Here is a 22,439-nt window from a genome sequence, read left to right on the forward strand (position 1 = left end):
CGGTCTTCGGGCTTACCAGCCCTTTAAATAAGTGTAATTGGATACAATTCCAGTAAAAATACAATTTTTACTGGAATTTAGATGCGAAATCTCTGAAAAAATACAATTAAATTTGAAGTAGCTCGCAAGTATAGTTATAATAGTTATATAAAAGTCATTATTTTTTAATTTTAACTTTTTATAAGGGGTGTATATTTTGACTAACAATCTGTTAAAAGGATCTAAAATCACACTTACTTCTTTTAAAGAAGAGTACATGAATAAATTTGAGAACTGGTATAATGATGTATCTTTTTTGAGAAATTATGATATGATTTCAGCTTTTCCAAGAGCTATAGATGAATTAAAACCTATGATAGATGATGTAAAAAAGTCACCTGATAAATTTATATTTGCAATTATAAATTCAGATGACAATAAATTTATAGGAGTTACAGGATTTGAAGATATATTATGGAATAACGGCGCAGCTACAATATATATAGGTATAGGAGATAGTTCAAATCGTGGAAATGGTATAGGAACTGAAGCACTAAACCTAACTATGGAGTTTGGCTTTGAAGAACTTAACCTTCACAGAATACAGCTTACAGTTTTATCCTATAATACTCCAGCTATAAAATTATATGAAAAATTAGGTTTCAAAAAAGAAGGTACTTATAGAGAATTTATACATAGGGATAACAGAAGATATGATATGTATTTATATGGAATATTAAGATCTGAGTGGGAACATATTAATAAATATTAAAAAACGAGGAGAATTTTTTATGCTTAAATTTAATCCCTTAACTATTGATAGCAAGGGTGTTTTCGATAAATACCTGGGAGGCTATAATTTTGCTACTTGTGAATATTCTTTTACTAGCCTTTTAATATGGAAAAATGGTTGTGATATTAGTTACACTAAACTGGATGATGCACTTATTGTAAAAAAAAGAGGATTTGATGGCAAATATTATTTTATGCAGCCTATAGGCTATACAAAAGAAAGCCTCTATGATATAGTTTCAAAGCTCAGAGAATACAAAAACGATCACGATATGTCCTATTTATTTGGTGATGTAGAGGATTCATTTTTAAATGATCTAAAAGAACTATATGGAGATGATATTTCATATAAAGAGGATATAGACAATTTTGACTATATATACGATACTAGTAAACTCATATCCCTATCCGGTAAAAAACTTCATTCAAAGAAGAATCATTACAATAAGTTTATAAAAACCTATGATTATGAAATCAGAGATTTTTCAGAACCTGGAGTTAAGGATGATTGCATTGAATCTGCTAAAATCTGGTATGATATTAAAAACAGTGACAACGAATATTTAAAGTATGAATTAGATGGTATAAATGAAATTGTCCATAATATAGAGAAATTAAATCTGCTTGCCATAGGTGTATATGTAAATGATAAACTTTCTGCATTTACCATAGGTGAAAAAATGAATGATGATACTGGAATTATCCATATAGAAAAAGGCTTTCCAGATATAAATGGAATATATACATTTATAAACAAAGCCTTTGTTGAAAACTATCTATCTGATGTAAAATATATAAACAGAGAACAGGATCTTGGTATCGAAGGACTTAGAAAAGCCAAAAAATCCTATCATCCTATTGTGATGGGCAAAAAATACATTGTTAATCTGTAAAATACGGGCAAACTTCAAATAAGTTTGCCCGTCAAATTTATTTTTTTATTTTAAAGGAACTCTTTAAGGATACAATTCTATTGAATACTAATTTGTCTTCCCCTGCAAGCTTAGGATCTACATTAAAATATCCATGTCTGAAAAATTGAAATTTTTCTCCAGGCTGTGCATTTTTCATTTCCGGTTCTAAAAATCCATTTAAAATTTCAAGTGAGTTAGGATTTACATTATCTAAAAATGAATCACTGCCCTGTTCTTCACTTTCATCAAGTATAAGCGGTTCATATAATCTCACTTCTGCTTTAATTGCAGTACTTGCATTTACCCAGTGAATAGTACCTCTAACCTTTCTTCCATCTGGGCTGTTTCCTCCCCTGGATGCTGGATCATAAGTACAGTGAAGTTCAACTACATTTCCGTTCGCATCTTTAATTACATCACTGCATTTTACAAAATATGCTCCCTTTAATCTAACTTCATTTCCAGGAAATAATCTATAATACTTCTTTGGAGGATTTTCCATAAAATCTTCCTGCTCAATATAGAGTTCTCTTGAAAAAGGAACCTCTCTAGTACCAGCCGATGGATCATCTGGATTATTTTCAACTTTAAATGTTTCAGTTTTTTCTTCCGGATAATTAGTTATAATAACCTTTAGAGGCCTTAAAACTGCCATAGTCCTTGGAGCTTTCTTCTCAAGATCATCTCTCAAAAAGTAATCAAGCATCTGTGAATCCACTATGCTGCTTGCTTTAGCCACGCCTATTGCTTTACAAAAATTTCTAATTGAAGCGGCTGTAAATCCTCTTCTTCTAAGGCCTGCAATTGTCGGCATACGTGGGTCATCCCAGCCATCTACAAATTTTTCATCTACTAGTTTTTTAAGTTTTCTCTTGCTCATAACTGTATTTGTTATATTAAGTCTCGCAAATTCTATCTGTTTTGGAACGTTTTCCATTTCGCACTCACGAACTACCCAGTCATAAAGTGGTCTGTGATCTTCAAACTCAAGAGTGCATATTGAATGAGTAACTCCTTCAATAGCATCTTCAATAGGATGTGCAAAATCATACATAGGATAAACGCACCATTTATTTCCAGTATTTTGATGTTCTGTATGTGCTATACGGTAAATAACAGGATCTCTCAAGTTTATATTAGGAGATGCCATGTCAATTTTTGCTCTAAGTACTTTTTCTCCATCCTTAAATTCACCATTTCTCATTTTTTGAAAAAGCTCCAGATTTTCATCTACAGTTCTATTTCTATCAGTACTTTCCTTACCTGGTTTTGTAAGAGTTCCCCTATATTCTCTTATTTCATCTGCATTCAAGTCGCAAACATATGCCTCACCCTTTTTTATAAGAATTAGAGCACGTTTATACATTTCATCAAAATAATTTGAAGCAAAATGAAGTTCATCCCAATCATATCCAAGCCATTTTACATCTTCTTTTATGGATTCTACATACTCTGTATCCTCTTTTATAGGATTTGTATCATCAAAACGCAAATTGGTTTTTCCATTAAATTCATCAGCTAATCCAAAATTAAGTACTATGGATTTAGCATGACCTATATGTAAATATCCATTTGGCTCTGGAGGAAAACGGGTTAATATCTCCTTATATTTTCCCGATTTTAGATCTTCTGCAACTATATTTTTTATAAAATTCGAAGCAACTTTAGTATCTGAATTATTGCTCATATAATCATTCCTTTTCTTTTAACTTATTTATTTTATGTATTTGAATTTAAAATAAAATTTTCCTATTATATAGTACAATATTTAAAGTTTTTGTGCAATATAAAACCTTATTATTACTCAACTACCATAATATCTTTGCCATATTTATTTAAAACTTCACAGCCATCTTCCGTAACAATTACCAAGTCCTCTATTCTAATTCCTATTTCACCTGGTATATAAATACCCGGCTCAATTGAAAATATCATTCCCGGTTGTATTCTATCACTATTTGCAGAAGAAACATCTCCTAAATCATGGCACTCAATTCCTATAGAATGCCCTGTTCTATGTGTGAAATATTTTCCATAACCTGCATCTTCTATGTAATCTCTTACTATTTTGTCTATGTCGCAAAATCTTATTCCATGTTTAACTGCTTCAATTCCCCTCTTATTGGCCTCTAAAACTGTATTGTATACCTTTTTACTATTTTCAGGAACATATTTGTAAAATACAGTTCTTGTCATATCAGAACAATAAGAATCTTTAATACATCCAATATCCATGGTTACAGCTTCTCCATCTTTTAAGATAGAATCATCTATTTCATGGTGTGGATCTACTCCATTTATTCCATAAGCTACAATAGGGTCGAAAGAAAAACCTTCTGCTCCTAAGTTTTCATATATATTTCCTAAAAGCTTCCCCATTTTCTTTTCAGTATAACCCTCAGGAATAAATTTTATTAGTTCATCCATAGCTTCGTCGTTTATTCTGGATGCTTCTATCATTAATTTTTTTTCACTATCGTCCTTACACATTCTTATTCTATCAATTATTTCGGAACCATTTACAAAACTGCTCCCTGCCTTTAATCCCATAAGTCTCAAAAGAAATCTAGCAGGCCAATCTTTATCTATCCCTATAGGCAAAGTTTTGTCTGTATATTTTGAAATTATTTTCACAGCATCATCTGTATCTTTAAACCAAATCTTTTCTACTCCTATATCTTCTGTTAAAGGAAATAATTCATTTATAAAAAGCTTCCTGTCTCCATTTATATTCAAGTAAAGTACAAGTAATCTTTCTCCTGGATGTATCCACCTTCCCGTCAAATAAAATATGGACGATGGATCTGATACAATAAGCTGGGGTATATTCTGGGATTTCATCTTCTCTAATACTTTATTGAGCCTATCTATTTTCATTTAACTTCATCCCCTATATCTTTTCGTTAAAATTACATATTCTAGTATAATTATAGATTTATTTTATTCTAAAAACAATTATTAATTTTAATCAGGCTGGAATTTGAATTTAGATAATATATACTTGGACAATTATCTTTAAATTAGATATACTATAAAAAGTAATTTGAGATAACTATAAAGGAGATTTAAAAATGTATGATTATTTAATTGTTGGGTCCGGTTTATTTGGATCGATATTCGCATATGAAGCTACTAAAAGAGGCAAAAAATGCATTGTAATAGACAAACGCTCACATGTTGGTGGAAACATATATACATCACAGATAGATGGAATTCAAGTACATAAATATGGTGCACATATTTTTCACACCAGCAGTAGAAAAGTGTGGGAATACATGAATCAGTTCGCTAAATTTAACAGATATACAAATTCACCTATTGCCAGATATAAATCTGAGCTTTATAATATGCCTTTCAACATGAACACCTTCAATAAAATGTGGGGAGTAATTACACCCTCAGAAGCAAAAGCTAAAATTGAGCAGCAGATTAAAGAAGCTGGCATTACCGAGCCGCAAAATCTTGAAGAACAGGCAATAAGCCTGGTTGGCAAGGATATCTACGAGAAATTAGTCAAAGGTTATACAGAAAAACAGTGGGGACGCAAAGCAACAGAACTTCCAAGTTTTATTATAAAAAGACTGCCGGTTCGTTTTACATATGACAACAACTATTTTAATGATAAATATCAGGGAATACCAATTGGAGGCTATACACAAATCATTGAAAAAATGCTTGATGGCATTGATGTTCGTCTTGAAACTGATTTTTTTAAGCACCGTGATAAACTTGCAGCGCTTGCAGATAAGATTGTTTTTACCGGTATGATTGATGAATACTACAAATATTGTTACGGGGAACTTGAATACCGTTCGCTCCGTTTTGAAACAGAATTTTTGGATTGTGAAAATTATCAAGGCAACGCAGTTGTCAATTTTACAGAATATGATGTTCCATATACTAGAATAATTGAACATAAGCATTTTGAATTTGGCTGTCAAAGTAAAAATGTTAATCCTAAGACAGTAATCACAAAAGAGTATCCAGTAATATGGCAGCATGGTGATGAACCTTACTATCCAATAAATGATGCTAAAAATAATGCACTATATGCAAAGTATAAAGCATTAGCCGATACAGAGAATAGAATTATATTTGGCGGCCGTCTCGGACTGTATAGATATTTTGATATGGATAATGTTGTGGAAGAAGCTTTGATGTGTGTGAAAGATGAATTGAGAGTTTAATTTATTAGACTTTCAATTCATCTTCAGATAATACTTATAAGTAATATAAATTATTACTAATTAAATCCAAATACTTTTCTCGATAATGAATAACCTAATAATATAATATCTCTTCCTAACAAGCCCTTAATTTGCATTAATAAGCCCAAAAAGGATTTATTTATTTCTTCATACAAACTTCTGTTTTTAGAATTTAAATAGCACCAAAGTTCTTCTTTTTTATTTAAGCTTTCTTGTGTATTATCCTTTAATAAAAGTACAGTACTAATTGTCATCATCATAACCAAATATTTAATCATATACTTACGCAACTTTTTACATTTTATAAGCATAGGATTATAACAGTCAATAATTATTTTTGTTACTTTAATCTGCTGATCTATGCGTTCAATCATTATTTTTTCATTAACTGATTGATCTTCTCTTCCAATAAAATATCTATAAAGATCCACATTTGTATAATACATCGTTTTTACATAAGGTAATGGTTTATATACAAAAATGTTGTCTACATAAAATGTGTGCTTGGGAAGCTCTAAATTACATTCTCTAAGAATTTCTGTACGATAAATAACTGAGTGCATTAATATATTTTGACTATTTTTAAAATGTCCCAAATCATCCCATGTAAATATTTTTTCTTCCGGCATTGCGCCTTTATAATTAATGCTTTTTGATTTATGTATATTTACATTTTCATATACATAATTTGCAATAAGCATGTCCACCTGTTCAAAATTATTAATCATGCTCTTTAATATATTAAGTATTTTTTTTAAGCTATTTTTATCAAACCAGTCATCACTATCTAAAACTTTGAAATATATCCCTTTTGAATATTTAAGTCCTGTATTCACAGCATCACCGTGACCACCATTTTCTTTATGTATTGCATGTATTATATTTGGATACTTCTTCTCGTACTCGTCAGCAATTGCTGAAGTATTATCACTAGAGCCATCATCTACAATTAAAATTTCTAAATCCTCGTCTCCAATCAGCAGTGATTCTATTGCTCTATCCATGTAGACTGCTGAGTTGTAACAAGGTACTACTACAGTAAGAACTTTCATTTATACCTCCTGATTAATAAGTTTAAATGTTTTATAAAGTTGTAAACGTGAAGATAGCTGCCATGTTAGTTCAGCTAGCATAACTCCTCCTAAAACATCAATTATAACATGTTGCTTTGTTACTAATGTTGAAATACATATCATTATTGCCATAAATAAAGAAAAATACCTATACCAGTAAGGAACAGTTTTACAATTTCTCAAACCAGCAAAACAATACCAACTAACCAAACAGTGAATTGACGGAAAAAGATTATCTGCCGCATCTATATTATATAGAAACCTAAGCATGTCCGAAAAAACATCTGGTGTAATTATATCTGGTCTTATATTAGTTGTAGGAAATGTAACATATACAATACCACATATTAATTTTCCGAGTAAATCTGCCATTAAAAAACGATAGCAATGATCTTTATTTATGTTACTAATTAATATGTAATTAACAATCCAAAAAATATAGCTTCCAAAATAAACTAGTACAAATATCGGAATCACTGGAATCCTGTTATCAAAGTACAATGTCAAATTATGAAAAACTCTATTTTTATAAAACAAGCGTACTCCTGAATATATAGTGAAATTAAAAATAACACATAAAATTAAAGGTTTAATAGAATACTCTGGTATATAGTTATATATTTTTTTTATTATCTTCATTTTTTACCTCTAAATTTCCTTAAAATTAAAATTATAAATATACTATTTTGAATCAGCCATTACTTTTTCACATATAATTAGGTCATTTTAAGTATAATGTTTTACGCCATATTAAGTCAATATGATGTTATTATAATGTTGGTGCAAACACATGAATAAGTAACCTGTGACAATGGCTAGAATCATTTGTAAACTTTTATACATATATGTAAATAAAAAAATAAAGTGTTGACACTGACGTTACGTAATGTGGTAATATATCTTTTGTAGGAAATTTATTAAATATGAGGCGTAAAAATGCATGATAAACAAACTTCTCTTTTTTCAATAGGAGAATTCGCTAAAAAATCAAGGGTAACCTTAAGAACCTTAAGATATTATGACAAAATAGGTTTATTGAAACCCTGCTGTTACAATAAAGTCGGCCACAGACTTTACAACAAATCGGATTTTGCTAAACTTCAAAAAATCTTGACATTAAAATTCATAGGTCTTTCATTAAATGATATATCAAAAATAATGAATTACGATATGGAAGATATGGATTTAAAAAACTCACTTGAAATACAGAGAGAGATCATAAAAGAGAAAGTTTATCACATGGAATCTGTAATAAAATCTATAAATGAAGCTATAAATATGCTTGACAGCACAAACGTACTTAACTGGAACAAGTTTATAAATATAATAAACATAATAAATATGGACCAGAAATGGATGGAACAATATGAAAATGCTTCTAATTTAAAGGCAAGAATAAAAATTCATGAGTTATTCAGTACAAATAAAAAAGGATGGATGTGCTGGTTTTTTGAAAATTTAAAACTGCCTAAGACTGCTAAAATACTGGAGCTTGGCTGCGGGAATGGAGAACTCTGGCAAAAAAATCTTAGTAAAATACCATCTGATTGGGATATAACCCTTACCGATTTCTCTAAAGGTATGTTAAAGGATGCTGAAGAAAATTTAAAACTAAACTCTAAAAGATTTAATTTTAAATTAGTTGATGCACAGAATATAACCTTTAAAGACAACAGCTTTGACACTGTAATTGCAAACAATATGCTATATCACCTTTCAAATATAGATAATTCTTTTTCTGAAATACATAGAGTTTTAAAACCAGGTGGAATATTATATGCATCTACAGTAGGCAAAAATCACATGAAGGAAATGAGAGAAATAATTAAAAGATTTAATTCCCCAAACTTAACTATAAAAAGCTGGGATCTTACAGAAAGTTTTCAACTTGAAAATGGCTTATCCAAAATGAAAAAGTGGTTTAAAAATGTAGAATTAAAAAGATATAATGATAGCTTGAAAATCACAAATGAAATGCCCTTAATAGATTATATATTTTCTATGCCTGGAAACAATAAAAATTATTTAAAGAAAAAAGAATTTAAAGAATTGACAGATTTTCTACACTCTGAAATAATAAAAAATGGTTACATTTATATAACTAAAGATACAGGCTTTTTCAGTGGTCAGTGCTAAAAATCACTTAATAGTCCACTGTAAATTGCTTTAATATATATTAAAAATTGCGTACTGTTAACTGTACGATTACTAAAAGGAAGGATTTGATAATATGACTAAAAAAATTCCATTTTCACCTCCAGATATAACACAAAAAGAAATAGATGCTGTAGTAGACGTTTTAAAATCAGGTTGGATAACTACAGGTCCAAAGACTGCCGAATTTGAAAAAGAACTGGCTAAATACTGTAATGCGAATCACGCTGTAGCAACAGCAAATGCCACCTCAGGTCTTGAGCTTATGCTTCAGGTATTTGATATAAAGCATGGAGATGATGTTATAACTACACCTTATACTTATACTGCCACTGCAAGCGTATCCGTACATAGAGGAATAAAACCTACTATGGTAGATGTAAAAAAAGATAGTTTTTTAATTGACATAGATAAATTATATGATGCCATAAAACCAAACACAAAAGCAATATATCCAGTAGATTTTGGCGGAGTTCCAGTAGACTATGATGCTATTCGTGACGTTCTCAAAGCTAAAGGACGTGAAGATATAATTATAGTTGCCGATTCATCTCACGCCATTGGTGCAAGCTACAAGGGTAAAAAAGTTGGTGCACAAGCTGACGCACATGTATTTTCCTTTCATGCAGTAAAAAATTTAATTACAGCAGAAGGTGGTGCTGTAACTTTCAATGACAATCATCTAAGAGGCAAAGAAGATTTAGTAAAAGAATTAAAACTTATGTCACTTCACGGTCAGTCAAAAGATGCCCTTTCAAAAATGAAAGCAGGTGCATGGAAATATGATATACTGTATACTGGTTATAAATGCAATATGACAGATATAAATGCAGCTATAGGTTTAGTACAGCTTTCAAGGTATGAAAATATGCGTAAAATACGTAAATCTATATTTGATTTGTATTCGGATGCACTTAAAGATAAAGATTGGGCTATAGTTCCTTTCGAAAAGGATGATGTAAAACAAAATTCATATCATTTATATAGTCTTCGATTAAATGGTTTTAAAGAGGAAGATAGAAATAATGTTATAAAAGCTTTGGCAGACAGAGATATTGCAACTAATGTTCATTTTACACCTCTTCCAATGTTCACAGCTTACAAAAATTTAGGTTATTCCATAAAAGACTATCCTAATGCTTATGCTCAATATGCAAATGAAATAACATTACCATCATATTCTATGATGTCACTTGACGATGCACAATATGTTATCGAGAATGTTATAGATGTTGTAGAAAAAATTAGAAAATAAATTACTGAAAGGTGGATTTATAATATGAAAGTAAATTTTTACACTCCACAAAGAGAATACCACGAAAAAAAGGCTGAATTTGATGCAGCTATATCCAATGTATTGGAAAGTGGAAATTTTATACTCGGGCAGCAAGTTTCAGACCTTGAAGAAGCTGTAAAAAAATATACTGGTGCAAAATACGCAGTAGGTGTAGCCTCAGGTACAGACGCTCTTGTTATAGCCTCAGACATACTTGGTTTTAAAGATGGCGGAGAGGTTATAACATCACCTTTTACCTTTCTTGCATCTGCATCCTGCCTTGCAAAACACAATGCAAAGCCTGTATTTGTGGATATAGACGAAAATAGCTTCAGTATAGATGCTGATAAAATAGAAGAAAAAATTACAGATAAAACAGTTGGAATACTTCCAATTCATCTATTCTGTCAAATGTCCAATATGGATAAAATAATGAGCATAGCTAAGAAACATGATTTAAAAGTACTTGAAGATGCTGCTGAAGCTTTCGGCATGCGATGGAAAGGAAATGGATCATCCTATAAACATTCCGGTACTGTTGGAGATATGGGAATATTCTCTTTCTTCCCAACTAAGACTTTAGGCAGCTATGGTGACGCAGGAATGATAGTTACAAATGATGATGAACTTGGAAAACTTGCTAAAATGTTCAGAGTTCATGGAGCATCCAAAAAATATCACTATGATTACATAGGCTATAATTCAAGACTTGACTCAATTCAAGCTGCTATACTTTTAGTTAAATTAAAGTATATAGATAATGCCATCCAAAAGAGAGCTCAAGTTGCAAAATGGTATGAAGAAAGACTTTCAGATTGTGAATATGTTAGATTTCCTAAAATAGAGGGCGACCAAAAAGGAGTCTATTATGTATTCAATATACTGGCAAAAAATCGTGATGAACTTGCAGCATATTTAAAGGAAAACGGAATTGGAAACAGTATTTACTATCCAATACCTCTCCATCTTCAAAAATGCTTTGATTATCTTGGATACAAAGAAGGAGATTTCCCTGTAGCTGAGAAACTTTCAAAAGAAGTTATAGCTCTTCCAATATATCCTGAAATAACTGAAGATGAAGTAGACTGCGTCGCAAATACTATAAAAGCTTTTTATAGAAAATAATTTATTTTAAAAATCAAAGGTGTACAGAGCTGATATTTAGTTCTGTACACCTTATTAAAACTTATCCAAAATAGGCCTGTCTACTTTCTAAAGTTCCATGTATATCCTATCTGCCAATGTCAGTTTTTGAGGACACCACTTTCTCTCAGGACAGTCAATAATCTTATATAAAATATTAAAGGAATTTATGAATTTATAGAATTTGTTGTCAAGCCATGGAGGAGTCCAGCTTCCAGATCTGCATACATGTATTGCATCAATTTTTATCTCAGGCAAGTAATCTATACCCGGATATTTTACATTGAATGTTTTATTTATCTCAGAAAATTCCTCTGATGTTTCGTGGGTATAAGGGCTGTACACTATATTGACATCTTGTACTATTTTATTTTTTAAAAGCTTTCCGAGCCAATTTGCACAGTTGAGTTCAAAGTCAAGCGACTTAAGACCACCATATCCTAAATCTGAATGTGCATCAAAATTTATAACCCTGCTGCACTTATTATCCTTTGTTATGTAATATGAAAATTTATGTGAATCAGAGACATACATTTTTACATTCTTACTAAAAATAAAGTACTTTTTTATGAGCTTTAGAAAAGTTTTTAATTCCTTTCCTTCTCTTATTGAATTTTCTATATCAATCCCATGTCTTTTGTTTTCAAAATATCTTTTATACCATATCATCATAATATTTCTTTTATTTTCAAGATAGGAACCACTCCATCTCTCATATACAGGAATAAAATAGTCCCAATCAATACTCAAAAGATTTTTTAACATAAAAACACCTCTATATATCTATGTTACAATGTTAATCTTAATTTTTCAACATATACTATCTTTATATTATTTGAAGTAAAGTTCTCTCTATCTTGACTTAATTATAATCCCGCGGTATCATTATACTATCTTTTAGTTAGTCAATAACTTTTAGGTAGGCAGGAGGAACTAGCATGACAAACAACTTACCAGAATGTCCAGTAGAAATTGCACTACTAATGATAGGAGAAAAATGGAAATTTCTCATTTTAAGAGAACTCATACGTTCTCATGGAAAAGCACTTAGATTTTCAGAATTGAAAAGTGGTATAAACAATATTAGCGACAAAATGCTGTCGAAAAATTTAAAGATTATGGAGAATGCTGGACTAATATCAAGAAGAGTTTTTGCACAAGTACCACCAAAGGTAGAATATTCATTAACAGAATTAGGAACAACGCTTACTCCTGTTTTACGCTCACTTTTTGAATGGGGAACAATGTATAAACAGTATGTTGAAAATAAGAATGAAAAGGAGAATGAAAATGAATAGAGTTGTGATTACAGGTATGGGAGTCGTATCACCTGTTGGAAATACTTTAAAAGAATTTTGGAAAAATATAAAACAGGGAAAGCATGGTATCGACTTTATTAATACTTTTGATACAAGTGATTTTCCCGTTAAAGTCGCTGCACAGGTTAAAAATTTTGATCCATTGTTATCTTTAGATAAAAAAGGAGTACGAAGAAATGATTTATATTGTCAATATGCCCTTGAAGCTTCACGCCAGGCAATTATAGATTGTGGTACTGACTTTAAAGAATATAATCCGTACCGTTTAGGAGTTATTGTTGGAAGTGGCATTGGTGGAATACATACATTTGAAAGTGAATACAAAAAATTTTTAACAAAAGGAAATCATCTTGTCTCCCCTTTTACTGTACCTATGATGATTTCAAATATGGCAGCAGGAACTATTGCAATAAAATACGGTTTTAAAGGAATTAATTACAGTATGGTATCTGCATGCAGCACTTCTGCTCATACAATAGGAGAAGCATTTACATCTATTAAATATGGAAAATTAGATGCTTGTCTTGCAGGTGGAGCAGAATCATGTATTACGCCATTTACTTTATCAGCATTTAGTAATATGAAGACTTTAACACACAGCGATAATCCAGATAGAGCTTCCATACCATTTGATAAAGATAGAAATGGGTTTGTAATGGGTGAAGGTTCAGGTGTTATCGTACTCGAAAGCTTAGATAGTGCATTAAAAAGAAATGCCAAAATATACGCCGAAGTAGTTGGATATGGTGCTACTGAAGATGCATATCACATTACAAGCCCGGACCCATCAGGTGAAGCCGCATGTGAAGCTATTTTATCCGCATGTAAAGAAGCAAATATAAAGCCTGAATACATTGATTATATAAATGCGCACGGAACAGCAACTCCAATCAATGATAAATATGAAACAAATGCCATTAAACTTGCTTTAAAAGACCATGCAAAAGATGTTTTTATAAGTTCAACTAAATCTATGACGGGTCATCTGCTAGGAGCAGCCGGAGCAATTGAGGCGATTATCTGTGCTCTAGCTCTACATGACAAATTTATTCCAATGACTGTTGGATATAAAAACTTCGATCCAGAGTGTGATTTGAATTATGTAACAAAATCAGGAATTGAAAAAGATATTAACTACACTGTCTCTAATTCCATGGGTTTTGGCGGACATAATGCAACTTTATGCTTTAAGAAATTTGAAAATTAATTTATAGAATTTAAAAAGTATGGGCATATTGTATTTCATAAATTGCCATCTACGAATCCCGCCCATACTATTCCTTTTGAAAGTAAATTAGATAAGTGGAAGATTATAAGAGACTGTTTTTAAATAATTTATTATTTTTAAGCTAAAATTAAAAAATAAAGATTAATTTTAAAAGGTAATCATGTCTTTTTACGTTGTAATAGTACCAAATACTTCCTATAGATACTAATTTACTTTAATATTAACAATTATGAAGTATTTGGTACATTGTATTTTTTGTAATTTTTTTATACAAATTTTTCTAAAAAATCTTCAAGATTTAAACTTCTTCTTAAAATCATTCAAATACGTGTATACTACTGGAACAAATAACAGCGTCAATAATGTGGATGTAACTAATCCTCCAATAATTGCAAAAGCCATAGGTGCACGAAGTTCCGAGCCTGAACCATTAGCAATTGCTACAGGAACCATACCAAAAATCATTGCTAAAGTTGTCATAATAATAGGTCTTAAACGTGTACGTCCTGCTTTAATTAAAGCTTCTTTTAGATTCATTCCTTTAGCATAATTTTGTTTTGCAAAATCAATAAGCAAAATTCCATTTTTAGTAACCAATCCCATTAGCATAATAACGCCTATAGCAGACATCATATCCAGCTCTTTATTACCAATAAGTAGTCCTAAAATTGCACCTATAATAGCTAGTGGTAAAGAAAGTAAGATAGCTAGCGGATCTATAAAACTTTCAAACTGAGCTGCAATTACAAGGAATATAAATAAAACTCCCATACCAAGTGCTATAGCTAAACCTACCATACTTTGTGCCATTTGGTCTTGACTTCCTCCAGCAGTTAACTCTATGCCATTTGGTGCTGGAGCTTCACTTTTTAGCTTGTTATTAAATGCACTAGTAAAATTGCTCTGTGATACTCCAACATAATTTGCTGTTAACTGAATTTCTCTTTCTTTATCATATCTATTAATAGTAGATGATGATGTAGTGAAAACTTTTTTAGTTACTTGATCAATAGGAACCATAGTATTACTTTTACCATCATTTTTACCAGGTACATAAATTCCGTCTAAACTATTAAGATTCTTATTATCAGAATCCTGAAGTTCAACACGAACATCATATCTATCCTTTTCTGTTTCATACTGGCTTACTACAGTTCCATTAAATAAGGTGCCTAATGTACTAACAATTGCAGTTGGAGTTACTCCTAAATCAGCTGCCTTATCACGATCCACATCAAACTCCACTTCTGGTTTTCCAGCCTTATAACTAAGATCTACATCTACAGCTCCAGGAGTGTTTTTCATTACTTTTTCAGCCTTTAAAGCATATTTTTGAAGTTTTGTAAAATCTGAACCCTTAATGTGATATTGAACTAATTTACCTGAACCCATAGCACCACCAGCTGAAGTAACTGATAAATCAATTCCCGGAATATTCTCTAAATCTTCACGCATTTTTGATTCAATTTGATCAATGCTTTCTTTCCTATCCTGTTTATCTGAAAGTTTTACGAGGAGATCAACTTTATCTGCTTTCACCGTAGAATATATGTACTTTACATTTTTATTCTTTTTAACAATGTTCTCCATATCCTTATCGATTTTTGAAGCACTATCTAAGGTAGAGCCTGCATCCAAATTAGCTTCTACTGATATCTCTCCAGTATCACTTGCCGCAACAAAGCCTGTATTTAATTTCGTAGCCAATAATAAACTTACTATTAATAATCCAATAGGTATTATTATAGTTATCCTTCTATGTTCTAATGCCCATTTTAGCAATTTAGAATAAGCCTTAGATAATTTATCAAAAGATTTATTAAACCATTCTAGAAAGCCTCCTATTATAGGTATTTCTTTTTCTTCACTTTTTAAGTACTTAGATGAAAGTAGTGGCACTAAAGTAAAAGCCACAAACAAAGACACCAAAACACTGGCAGCAACAGTCATTCCAAATTGTACAAGAAACTTTCCTACCAAGCCATTAATCATAGCAATAGGAAGGAATACTGCTACTATAGCAAAAGTAGTAGCCATAACTGCAAGTCCTATTTCATTAGTAGCTTCTTTTGCTGCTTGAATTGCAGTTTTTCCCATGTGCAAGTGACGTACAATATTTTCAATAACAACTATGGCATCATCGATAAGTAATCCAACAGCAATGGATAAACCCATTAATGAAACTGTATTAAGGGTAAATTTCATAATTTTCATTACTGCAAAAGTAGTAATTATTGATACAGGAATAGCAATTGCAGCAATTGCAGTACTAGCAATATTCTTAAGAAAGATAAAAACTACAATTACTGCAAGCAAACATCCTGCTATCATTGTTTTTTGAACATCCTTAACTGAATCAGTTATGGCTGTTGAATTATCAGTGACAAGTTGAATTTTAACTCCTGATGGCAAACTTTTATTAATATCTATAAGTTCTTTTTTAACAGCTTTAGCTACTTCTACAGTATTTGAATTGGATTGTTTAATAATATCAATACCAATTGCTTCTTTACCATTATAAAAAGATAAACTGTCTCTTTCCTTGCTGCCATCTTCAACTTCTGCAATATCCTTAAGTCTAACTTCACTGCCATTACGTGTTGCAGCTAAAATATTAAGGAAATCATCTACATTCTTTATAACCGCATTAGTTTTTAAAGCTATTTCTGTATCTCCATCAGAAATCTTGCCGCTCGACACATCAATATTATCACTACTTAAACTATTTGTAAGTTCTGAAACTGTAATATTAAAGGAATTCATTTTTTCTTTATCAAGCTTTATATGGATCTCTCGTTCTTGTTCTCCATAAGTATTAACAGCTCCAACACCATTTATAGTTTGCAGTTTTTTTACAATGTTATCATCTACTAACTGCGACATCTCGCTGCTAGACATTTTTCCAGTAACAGCAAGTGAAAAAATAGGTGATGCACTGGAATCATATTTTGAAACTGTAGGTTCATTAATATCTTTCGGCAAGTTGCCGCGAATATTAGATACCTTATCTTTTACATCCTGCAGTGCCTCAGCTGAAGACTTTTCTAGTTCAAATGAAATAGTAGTATTAGAAACTCCTTCTGTTATGGTTGAGCTAACATGCTGCACCCCAGATATTTGTCCAACTGCATCTTCTACTTTTTTTGTTATCTTTGATTCAATTTGATCTGGAGATGCTCCACTTTGAGTTATTGTAACATTTACAGTTGGCATATCAACATCTGGAAGCTGATCCACAGGTAACCCCACGTAACTAACTACACCTAAAGCTAGTAAAGCAATAATTATTACGGTGATAAATACAGGTCTTTTTAAGGTAATATTTGTTAAAAACATAATTAAATCTCATCTCCTATTCCGATACTACTTTTACAACATCACCGTCTTGCAAAGTACCTACATTAGTACAAATAACCTCGTCACCAGTTTGTACTCCAGATTTTATTTCTACATTATCTTTATCAAATTCTCCTATGGTTATATTTTGTTTTTTTGCTGCACCATTGTTGTCTATAAATACATAATAGTTTCCTTCAGTTCCCCCTATTGCTTTTAATGGCGCTGTAATTGCTTTTTTATTTTGATCCGTAGCAATTTCTACACTTCCAAAAACACCAGGCTTAAGTTTACCATCTTTGTTATCAATTTGGATTTTACATTTGAATACTCTAGAAGTAGGATCTGCTGCTGCATCAATACTTTTAACAACACCGTCATATTCCTTTAGACTATCATCACCAAGTTTAAATTTAGCTTTCACCCCTAATTTTACATAACTTAAATCACTTTCTCTTATATCTATAACAGCATATATTGGAGATATAGTTTCTACCTTTCCAAGGGCTGCTCCTGGACTTAGATATTGACCTACATTAATACTTTTTCCGGTCATAACTCCGCTAGTTGGAGCTGTAATAACTGCATTTTGGAGTGATTCATTTAAATTATCCAAATTTGTTTGAGCTGTTTGTATATTAGCAGCTTGTGCTTGAGTAGAAATGCTTGAAGCTTGTGCACTGGCTTTTGCTGATTGAAGTGCACTTTCTGCTGTTTTTAGCTGAGATTCTGCATTTTCAAGGTCAACCTTTGTAGCTGCTCCTTGATCATAAAGAGCTTTTGTCCTATTATAGTTATTCTGGGCAGTTTCCAAATCAATTTGTGGTTTATTAACCCCCAGTTGTGCGGAACTTGCTGAGCTCTGCGCTGACTTAAATTGAGCTTCTGCTGCTGTCAGCTGTGCTTCATCGGCTTTTATATTATTTCTAATATCAGTATCATCTAATTTTGCTAAAACTTGTCCAGCAGATACAGTTTGTCCATCTTCAAATAAAACTTGAGTTACCTTTCCAGCTATTTTATTACTTACAGCACCTTCCTGAGATGCCTCTAGTGAAGCTTTAAAGGATTCTTTTGAGGTTACCGTATCCATATTTGCTTCAATTACTTTTACAGAAACTTTATTCATATTACTCGAAATCTTTGGGATTTTTTTTCTACCTAAAAAAATGCTTCCTCCAACTGCTGCAACTACAAAAGCAGCTAATGCAATTATGCAAATTCGCTTCTTTTTCTTAATCGCTTCAATTATTGTACGGATTAACTTATTTACTTTAATCATTTTGAATCTCCCTTGCAATAAATAGTGCAGTAATTTACTTGTTAAATTAATTAATTGAACGTTCGTTGAATATATTTGTTTTAATAAAAACTAGATTAATTACTAATCTAGCCTTTTCCATGAATTTGTTGTAAATTGTATCAATCTTTCTATATAAGTATTATCATTATGCTGCTGAAGTTTATTGTCTCCCAAGTACTTCATAATAACTGTACTTGCAACTGTACACATTAACTGATGTGTTGCCATCCCAAAGTCTAATTGTCTAATTTCACCAAATTGGGCTCTTTTTTTAAGAAAAGCATTTACTGCATTCCAAATCTTAACAAATGTTTTTAAAAGTAATTCACTAGTTTCCCTTCCTAATAAATCTTTTTCACGAAACATAATAATAATCAACTCATTGTCAAGTTGAAAAGTGTTTCTTGCTTCTTTGCAAAAATATACTATAACTTCATCTAATGTCATTTTATCATCTATACCAGCTAAGATTTTATTTACATGCTCACTCAAAACTTCGCAGCCCTCTCTTATTATGGTATGTAAAATTTCTAATTTTCCATTTGGAAAGTAATGATAAATTAATCCATCTGCCATTCCTATGCTTTGGGTAATAGAACGAACAGAAGTGTTATAATATCCATTTTTTGCGAATAACTTTTTAGCTGAACCAAGTAATTGCTGCCTTCTTTCAATAGCTTGTAATTGTCTGCTAGTCATTCGTTTTTTACTATTCATATAATTTCCTCATCTCATTCATCAAACGTTCAACAAAATAATTTTAGTATTAAATTTTACTAAAGTCAACACATTTTTCACCCCATGATAATACCATTATAAAACTTTCATCATATTTAATAATACTTTTTTTCATTTATCTATGGTAATATTAAACACAAATAGATTTAAATTTTTGAACTCAAAATATATTTATGAAAGGATTATTAATTATTATGACTAATTTTTTCGATTTAATTAAACAGCGTGAAAGCTGTAGAAACTATTTAAGTAAACAAGTTGAAAAAGAAAAGTTAGTGGCCTGCATAGAAGCATGTAGAATTGCCCCTTCTGCCTGCAATGGTCAACCCTGGAAATTTATAGTTGTGAATAACAGGGAACTATCGTCTAAAGTTTCTGAATGCCTTCAAGATTTAGTTATGAATAAATTCACAGCTAAGTGTCCTGCATTCATTATTATACTTGAAGAAAAAGGAGATATTAAAGCACGAATTGGAGAAACAATTAAAAATCAAGATTATTCATCTATCGATATTGGTATTGCAACTGCTCATTTATGCCTTGCAGCTACAGAACAAGGACTATCAACCTGTATTATGGGCTGGTTCAATGAGAAAAAGCTAAAAAAATTACTTGATATACCAAATTCAAAAAGAATCAGGCTTGTAGTAAGCATTGGATATTCCGCAGATACAAAGCTTCGTACTAAAGTGCGTAAAAACATGGCTGAGATTTCTCAATTCATCGATTAAGCATGACTCCATATATAAAAGCAAAAACCCCATCTTAAATTGCAAGATAGGGTTTGTATCTTTGATACATAAAATTATTTACTCTATTGAAATTTAATTAATCTTATAAAATAGCTAAGTAAACTTTGCGGTTTTTCTTCATCATAAAAATAGTAAGATAATAAATCATCAAACCATATGACTACTACACTTAATAGATACCATAAAATACAATTCTGTAAACTTATCTGTCCCATAAAATTAAACTTATTTTCTGAATAATCCCATAAATTTAAATGTAAATACAGATTAAAAAATACTCCGGTTATCAATTCCACAGCAGAAATTAAAGAACCTCCAATTATGACTTGCTGCCACATTTTTAAATTATAATATCTAGGTCTGTCATTTAAGCTTCCAATCAATACCGCACATAGTCCTCCTATAGGGAACATCCATAAAGAAGTCCAACCGCATAAGCTCCATTTAGTTATATTATTAAAACCAACCAAACATTTGCAATAAGCCCTGGTTATTATTTCTACATTAAGATATATACTGCCAAAGACAAGAAAATTAATTACTTTATTTTTTAAGTATTTACTGCTTCTATTTGAATATTCCATGTTATTTAAAGACTCCTTTAGTCACTCGCCTCCTTATGCTCTATTACAATCTATATTTATATTGCCCTTTTTTGTAAAAGTAATCAATTAATTTTTCGAGCTTACATTAAATTAATAGACTTTTGTTTAATATAGTAGTATACTATTATCATTATATTGAACTAAAGGAGAAAAAATAGAGTTCATGGAAAATATAAATAAAATAGTTGCTTACAATTTAAAAAAGATCAGGGAAGATCAAGGATTGAGTTTTGACAAAATGTCACAAATAACAGGTGTAAGCAAAGGTATGCTCTGTCAAATTGAAAAAGCTGAAAGCAATCCATCTATAAATACTCTTTATAAAATATCAAATACACTGAAGATATCCCTATCTTCTCTCATATCTCAATCTAAAATGGACACAATTGTTGTAGATAAAAATAGCTTAATGCCTGTCAGCACTGCTGATAATAGTTTTAGAATTTACACCATGTTTCCATTTGCTGATAATCGTAATTTTGAAATATTTTACGGCGAATTGGAACCCGATGGATCTAGTAATTCAGAGCCCCACCAAATTGGCACCCAAGAATATTTAACTGTCTTTACAGGCGAACTTTTAGTCAAAGTAGAAAATAAAAAATATTTAATATCATCAGGACAATCTATTGGCTTTAAAGCTGATGTTCCTCATTCATATCAAAGCTATAACAATACAAAAGTAATATTCTGCAACACTATCTTTTATTCAAAGTAGAAATGAGAGTGATTTTATGGAAAATAGATTTAATAAAACACATATAATTGTACTAACATACGCTTTTATAACAGTTATCCTATGGGCATCTGCATTTGTATTTACAAAAGTGGCCTTTGTGAGTTTTACACCTGAAGCACTGGGTTCAGTTAGATATTTATTTGCAAGTATTTTCTTACTTGTTTTTGCAATTATAAAAAAGATATCTCTTCCAAAGCCAAAAGATATTCCAATGTTTTTTCTAACAGGCTTACTGGGTTTTGCTCTTTATGTATATGCATTTAATAAGGGTTCTGTTACCGTAACCGCATCTACAGCAAGTGTTTTAACAAGCACAGCACCAATCATAACAGCTATTCTAGCAGTAATATTTTACAAAGAAAGAATTAATAAGATATGCTGGATTGCAATAGCATTAGAATTTTTAGGTATAATCATTATCGCACTAAATGATGGTATATTTTCTATTAATAAAGGAGTTGAGTGGATACTCACTGCAGCATTTTGTATTTCACTATATAACATAATACAACGTAAACTTTTAAAAGAGTACACTCCACTTGAATCAACTACATATAGTATATTTGCAGGAACTATACTACTTACCGTTTTTTTGAAAGATGGCTTAGCACAGCTGTGGGCTGCACCTATGCTTCAAATTGTAAATGTCATTTGCTTAGGTTTTCTTCCAGGTGCAATTGCTTATCTATTCTGGGTAACAGCAATATCTAAAGCAAAAAAAGTCACCACTGTTACAAATTTTATGTTTATTACTCCACTGTTATCTACAATCATGGGATTAATAGTAATTAAAGAAGTGCCCTCACATGTAACTATAATTGGAGGATGTATTATCATAGGTGCTTCAATTTTATTTCAAAAACTTAACAAGTTATAAAGA

General features: G+C 31.0%; 20 protein-coding genes. 11 read left to right on the forward strand and 9 right to left on the reverse strand.

What is annotated here, in order from left to right:
* Positions 1-196: 196 nt before the first annotated feature.
* Both J2Z42_RS11090 and J2Z42_RS11095 read left to right on the forward strand, forming a co-directional pair.
* Entirely contained in the window at positions 197-751 is a 555-nt protein-coding gene (locus J2Z42_RS11090; protein ID WP_209702842.1) for a GNAT family N-acetyltransferase, read from the forward strand.
* A 19-nt stretch (positions 752-770) separates the two neighbouring features.
* A complete protein-coding gene (locus J2Z42_RS11095; protein ID WP_209702843.1) occupies positions 771-1,664 on the forward strand; it encodes a DUF2156 domain-containing protein in 894 nt (297 codons plus the stop codon).
* 37 nt (positions 1,665-1,701) lie between these two features.
* Here J2Z42_RS11095 and J2Z42_RS11100 read toward each other — a convergent pair whose 3' ends face one another.
* Both J2Z42_RS11100 and J2Z42_RS11105 read right to left on the reverse strand, forming a co-directional pair.
* A complete protein-coding gene (locus tag J2Z42_RS11100; RefSeq protein ID WP_209702844.1) occupies positions 1,702-3,372 on the reverse strand; it encodes a glutamine--tRNA ligase/YqeY domain fusion protein in 1,671 nt (556 codons plus the stop codon).
* Between the two features lie 113 nt (positions 3,373-3,485).
* Positions 3,486-4,562, reverse strand: a complete 1,077-nt coding sequence (locus J2Z42_RS11105; protein WP_209702845.1) for a M24 family metallopeptidase — start codon at positions 4,560-4,562, stop codon at positions 3,486-3,488.
* 194 nt (positions 4,563-4,756) lie between these two features.
* Here J2Z42_RS11105 and glf point away from each other — a divergent pair, with 194 nt between their 5' ends.
* Positions 4,757-5,872 carry a UDP-galactopyranose mutase gene (gene glf, locus J2Z42_RS11110; protein WP_209702846.1) on the forward strand — a complete coding sequence of 372 codons (1,116 nt, stop codon included), beginning with the start codon at positions 4,757-4,759 and terminating at the stop codon, positions 5,870-5,872.
* Between the two features lie 56 nt (positions 5,873-5,928).
* On the opposite strand, the gene J2Z42_RS11115 is transcribed toward glf, so the two are convergent.
* Positions 5,929-6,945: a glycosyltransferase family 2 protein gene (locus tag J2Z42_RS11115; RefSeq protein ID WP_209702847.1), complete on the reverse strand. Its 1,017-nt coding sequence runs from the start codon at positions 6,943-6,945 to the stop codon at positions 5,929-5,931.
* The gene (locus tag J2Z42_RS11120; RefSeq protein WP_209702848.1) at positions 6,946-7,605 is read right to left on the reverse strand and encodes a phosphatase PAP2 family protein; all 660 of its coding nucleotides are present in this window, start codon (positions 7,603-7,605) and stop codon (positions 6,946-6,948) included.
* A 297-nt stretch (positions 7,606-7,902) separates the two neighbouring features.
* Between J2Z42_RS11120 and J2Z42_RS11125 the strand changes: the two genes are divergently transcribed.
* From J2Z42_RS11125 to J2Z42_RS11135, 3 genes are all read left to right on the forward strand, one after another.
* Positions 7,903-9,102 (forward strand): methyltransferase domain-containing protein, encoded by a 1,200-nt coding sequence (locus tag J2Z42_RS11125; RefSeq protein ID WP_209702849.1) that lies wholly within the window; start codon positions 7,903-7,905, stop codon positions 9,100-9,102.
* A 94-nt stretch (positions 9,103-9,196) separates the two neighbouring features.
* Positions 9,197-10,375, forward strand: coding sequence for a DegT/DnrJ/EryC1/StrS family aminotransferase (locus J2Z42_RS11130; RefSeq protein ID WP_209702850.1), 1,179 nt, complete (start codon positions 9,197-9,199; stop codon positions 10,373-10,375).
* 24 nt (positions 10,376-10,399) lie between these two features.
* Positions 10,400-11,521, forward strand: coding sequence for a DegT/DnrJ/EryC1/StrS family aminotransferase (locus J2Z42_RS11135; protein ID WP_209702851.1), 1,122 nt, complete (start codon positions 10,400-10,402; stop codon positions 11,519-11,521).
* Between the two features lie 87 nt (positions 11,522-11,608).
* On the opposite strand, the gene J2Z42_RS11140 is transcribed toward J2Z42_RS11135, so the two are convergent.
* The gene (locus tag J2Z42_RS11140) at positions 11,609-12,304 is read right to left on the reverse strand and encodes an arginase (protein ID WP_209702852.1); all 696 of its coding nucleotides are present in this window, start codon (positions 12,302-12,304) and stop codon (positions 11,609-11,611) included.
* A gap of 173 nt (positions 12,305-12,477) precedes the next feature.
* On the opposite strand from J2Z42_RS11140, the gene J2Z42_RS11145 reads away from it, so the two are divergent.
* The gene (locus J2Z42_RS11145) at positions 12,478-12,837 is read left to right on the forward strand and encodes a winged helix-turn-helix transcriptional regulator (protein ID WP_209702853.1); all 360 of its coding nucleotides are present in this window, start codon (positions 12,478-12,480) and stop codon (positions 12,835-12,837) included.
* Positions 12,830-14,065, forward strand: coding sequence for a beta-ketoacyl-ACP synthase II (fabF, locus tag J2Z42_RS11150; protein WP_209702854.1), 1,236 nt, complete (start codon positions 12,830-12,832; stop codon positions 14,063-14,065). Before J2Z42_RS11145 ends, fabF begins: the two co-directional genes overlap by 8 nt.
* Positions 14,066-14,377: 312 nt before the next feature.
* Here fabF and J2Z42_RS11155 read toward each other — a convergent pair whose 3' ends face one another.
* From J2Z42_RS11155 to J2Z42_RS11165, 3 genes are all read right to left on the reverse strand, one after another.
* Positions 14,378-17,422 carry an efflux RND transporter permease subunit gene (locus J2Z42_RS11155; RefSeq protein ID WP_209702855.1) on the reverse strand — a complete coding sequence of 1,015 codons (3,045 nt, stop codon included), beginning with the start codon at positions 17,420-17,422 and terminating at the stop codon, positions 14,378-14,380.
* 16 nt (positions 17,423-17,438) lie between these two features.
* A complete protein-coding gene (locus J2Z42_RS11160; protein WP_209702856.1) occupies positions 17,439-18,704 on the reverse strand; it encodes an efflux RND transporter periplasmic adaptor subunit in 1,266 nt (421 codons plus the stop codon).
* 102 nt (positions 18,705-18,806) lie between these two features.
* Complete coding sequence (locus J2Z42_RS11165) at positions 18,807-19,442, reverse strand: TetR/AcrR family transcriptional regulator (RefSeq protein ID WP_209702857.1); 636 nt, start codon at positions 19,440-19,442, stop codon at positions 18,807-18,809.
* Between the two features lie 215 nt (positions 19,443-19,657).
* On the opposite strand from J2Z42_RS11165, the gene J2Z42_RS11170 reads away from it, so the two are divergent.
* Entirely contained in the window at positions 19,658-20,194 is a 537-nt protein-coding gene (locus tag J2Z42_RS11170) for a nitroreductase family protein (RefSeq protein ID WP_209702858.1), read from the forward strand.
* A gap of 83 nt (positions 20,195-20,277) precedes the next feature.
* On the opposite strand, the gene J2Z42_RS11175 is transcribed toward J2Z42_RS11170, so the two are convergent.
* On the reverse strand, positions 20,278-20,799 hold the full coding sequence (locus J2Z42_RS11175; protein WP_209702859.1) for a putative ABC transporter permease: 522 nt from the start codon (positions 20,797-20,799) through the stop codon (positions 20,278-20,280).
* Between the two features lie 184 nt (positions 20,800-20,983).
* On the opposite strand from J2Z42_RS11175, the gene J2Z42_RS11180 reads away from it, so the two are divergent.
* Positions 20,984-21,538 carry a helix-turn-helix domain-containing protein gene (locus J2Z42_RS11180; RefSeq protein ID WP_209702860.1) on the forward strand — a complete coding sequence of 185 codons (555 nt, stop codon included), beginning with the start codon at positions 20,984-20,986 and terminating at the stop codon, positions 21,536-21,538.
* Between the two features lie 16 nt (positions 21,539-21,554).
* Complete coding sequence (locus J2Z42_RS11185) at positions 21,555-22,436, forward strand: DMT family transporter (RefSeq protein ID WP_209702861.1); 882 nt, start codon at positions 21,555-21,557, stop codon at positions 22,434-22,436.
* The last annotated feature ends 3 nt before the right edge of the window (positions 22,437-22,439 follow it).

Origin of the sequence: Clostridium algifaecis (assembly GCF_017874415.1) — a bacterium.
Taxonomy (GTDB): domain Bacteria; phylum Bacillota; class Clostridia; order Clostridiales; family Clostridiaceae; genus Clostridium_B; species Clostridium_B algifaecis.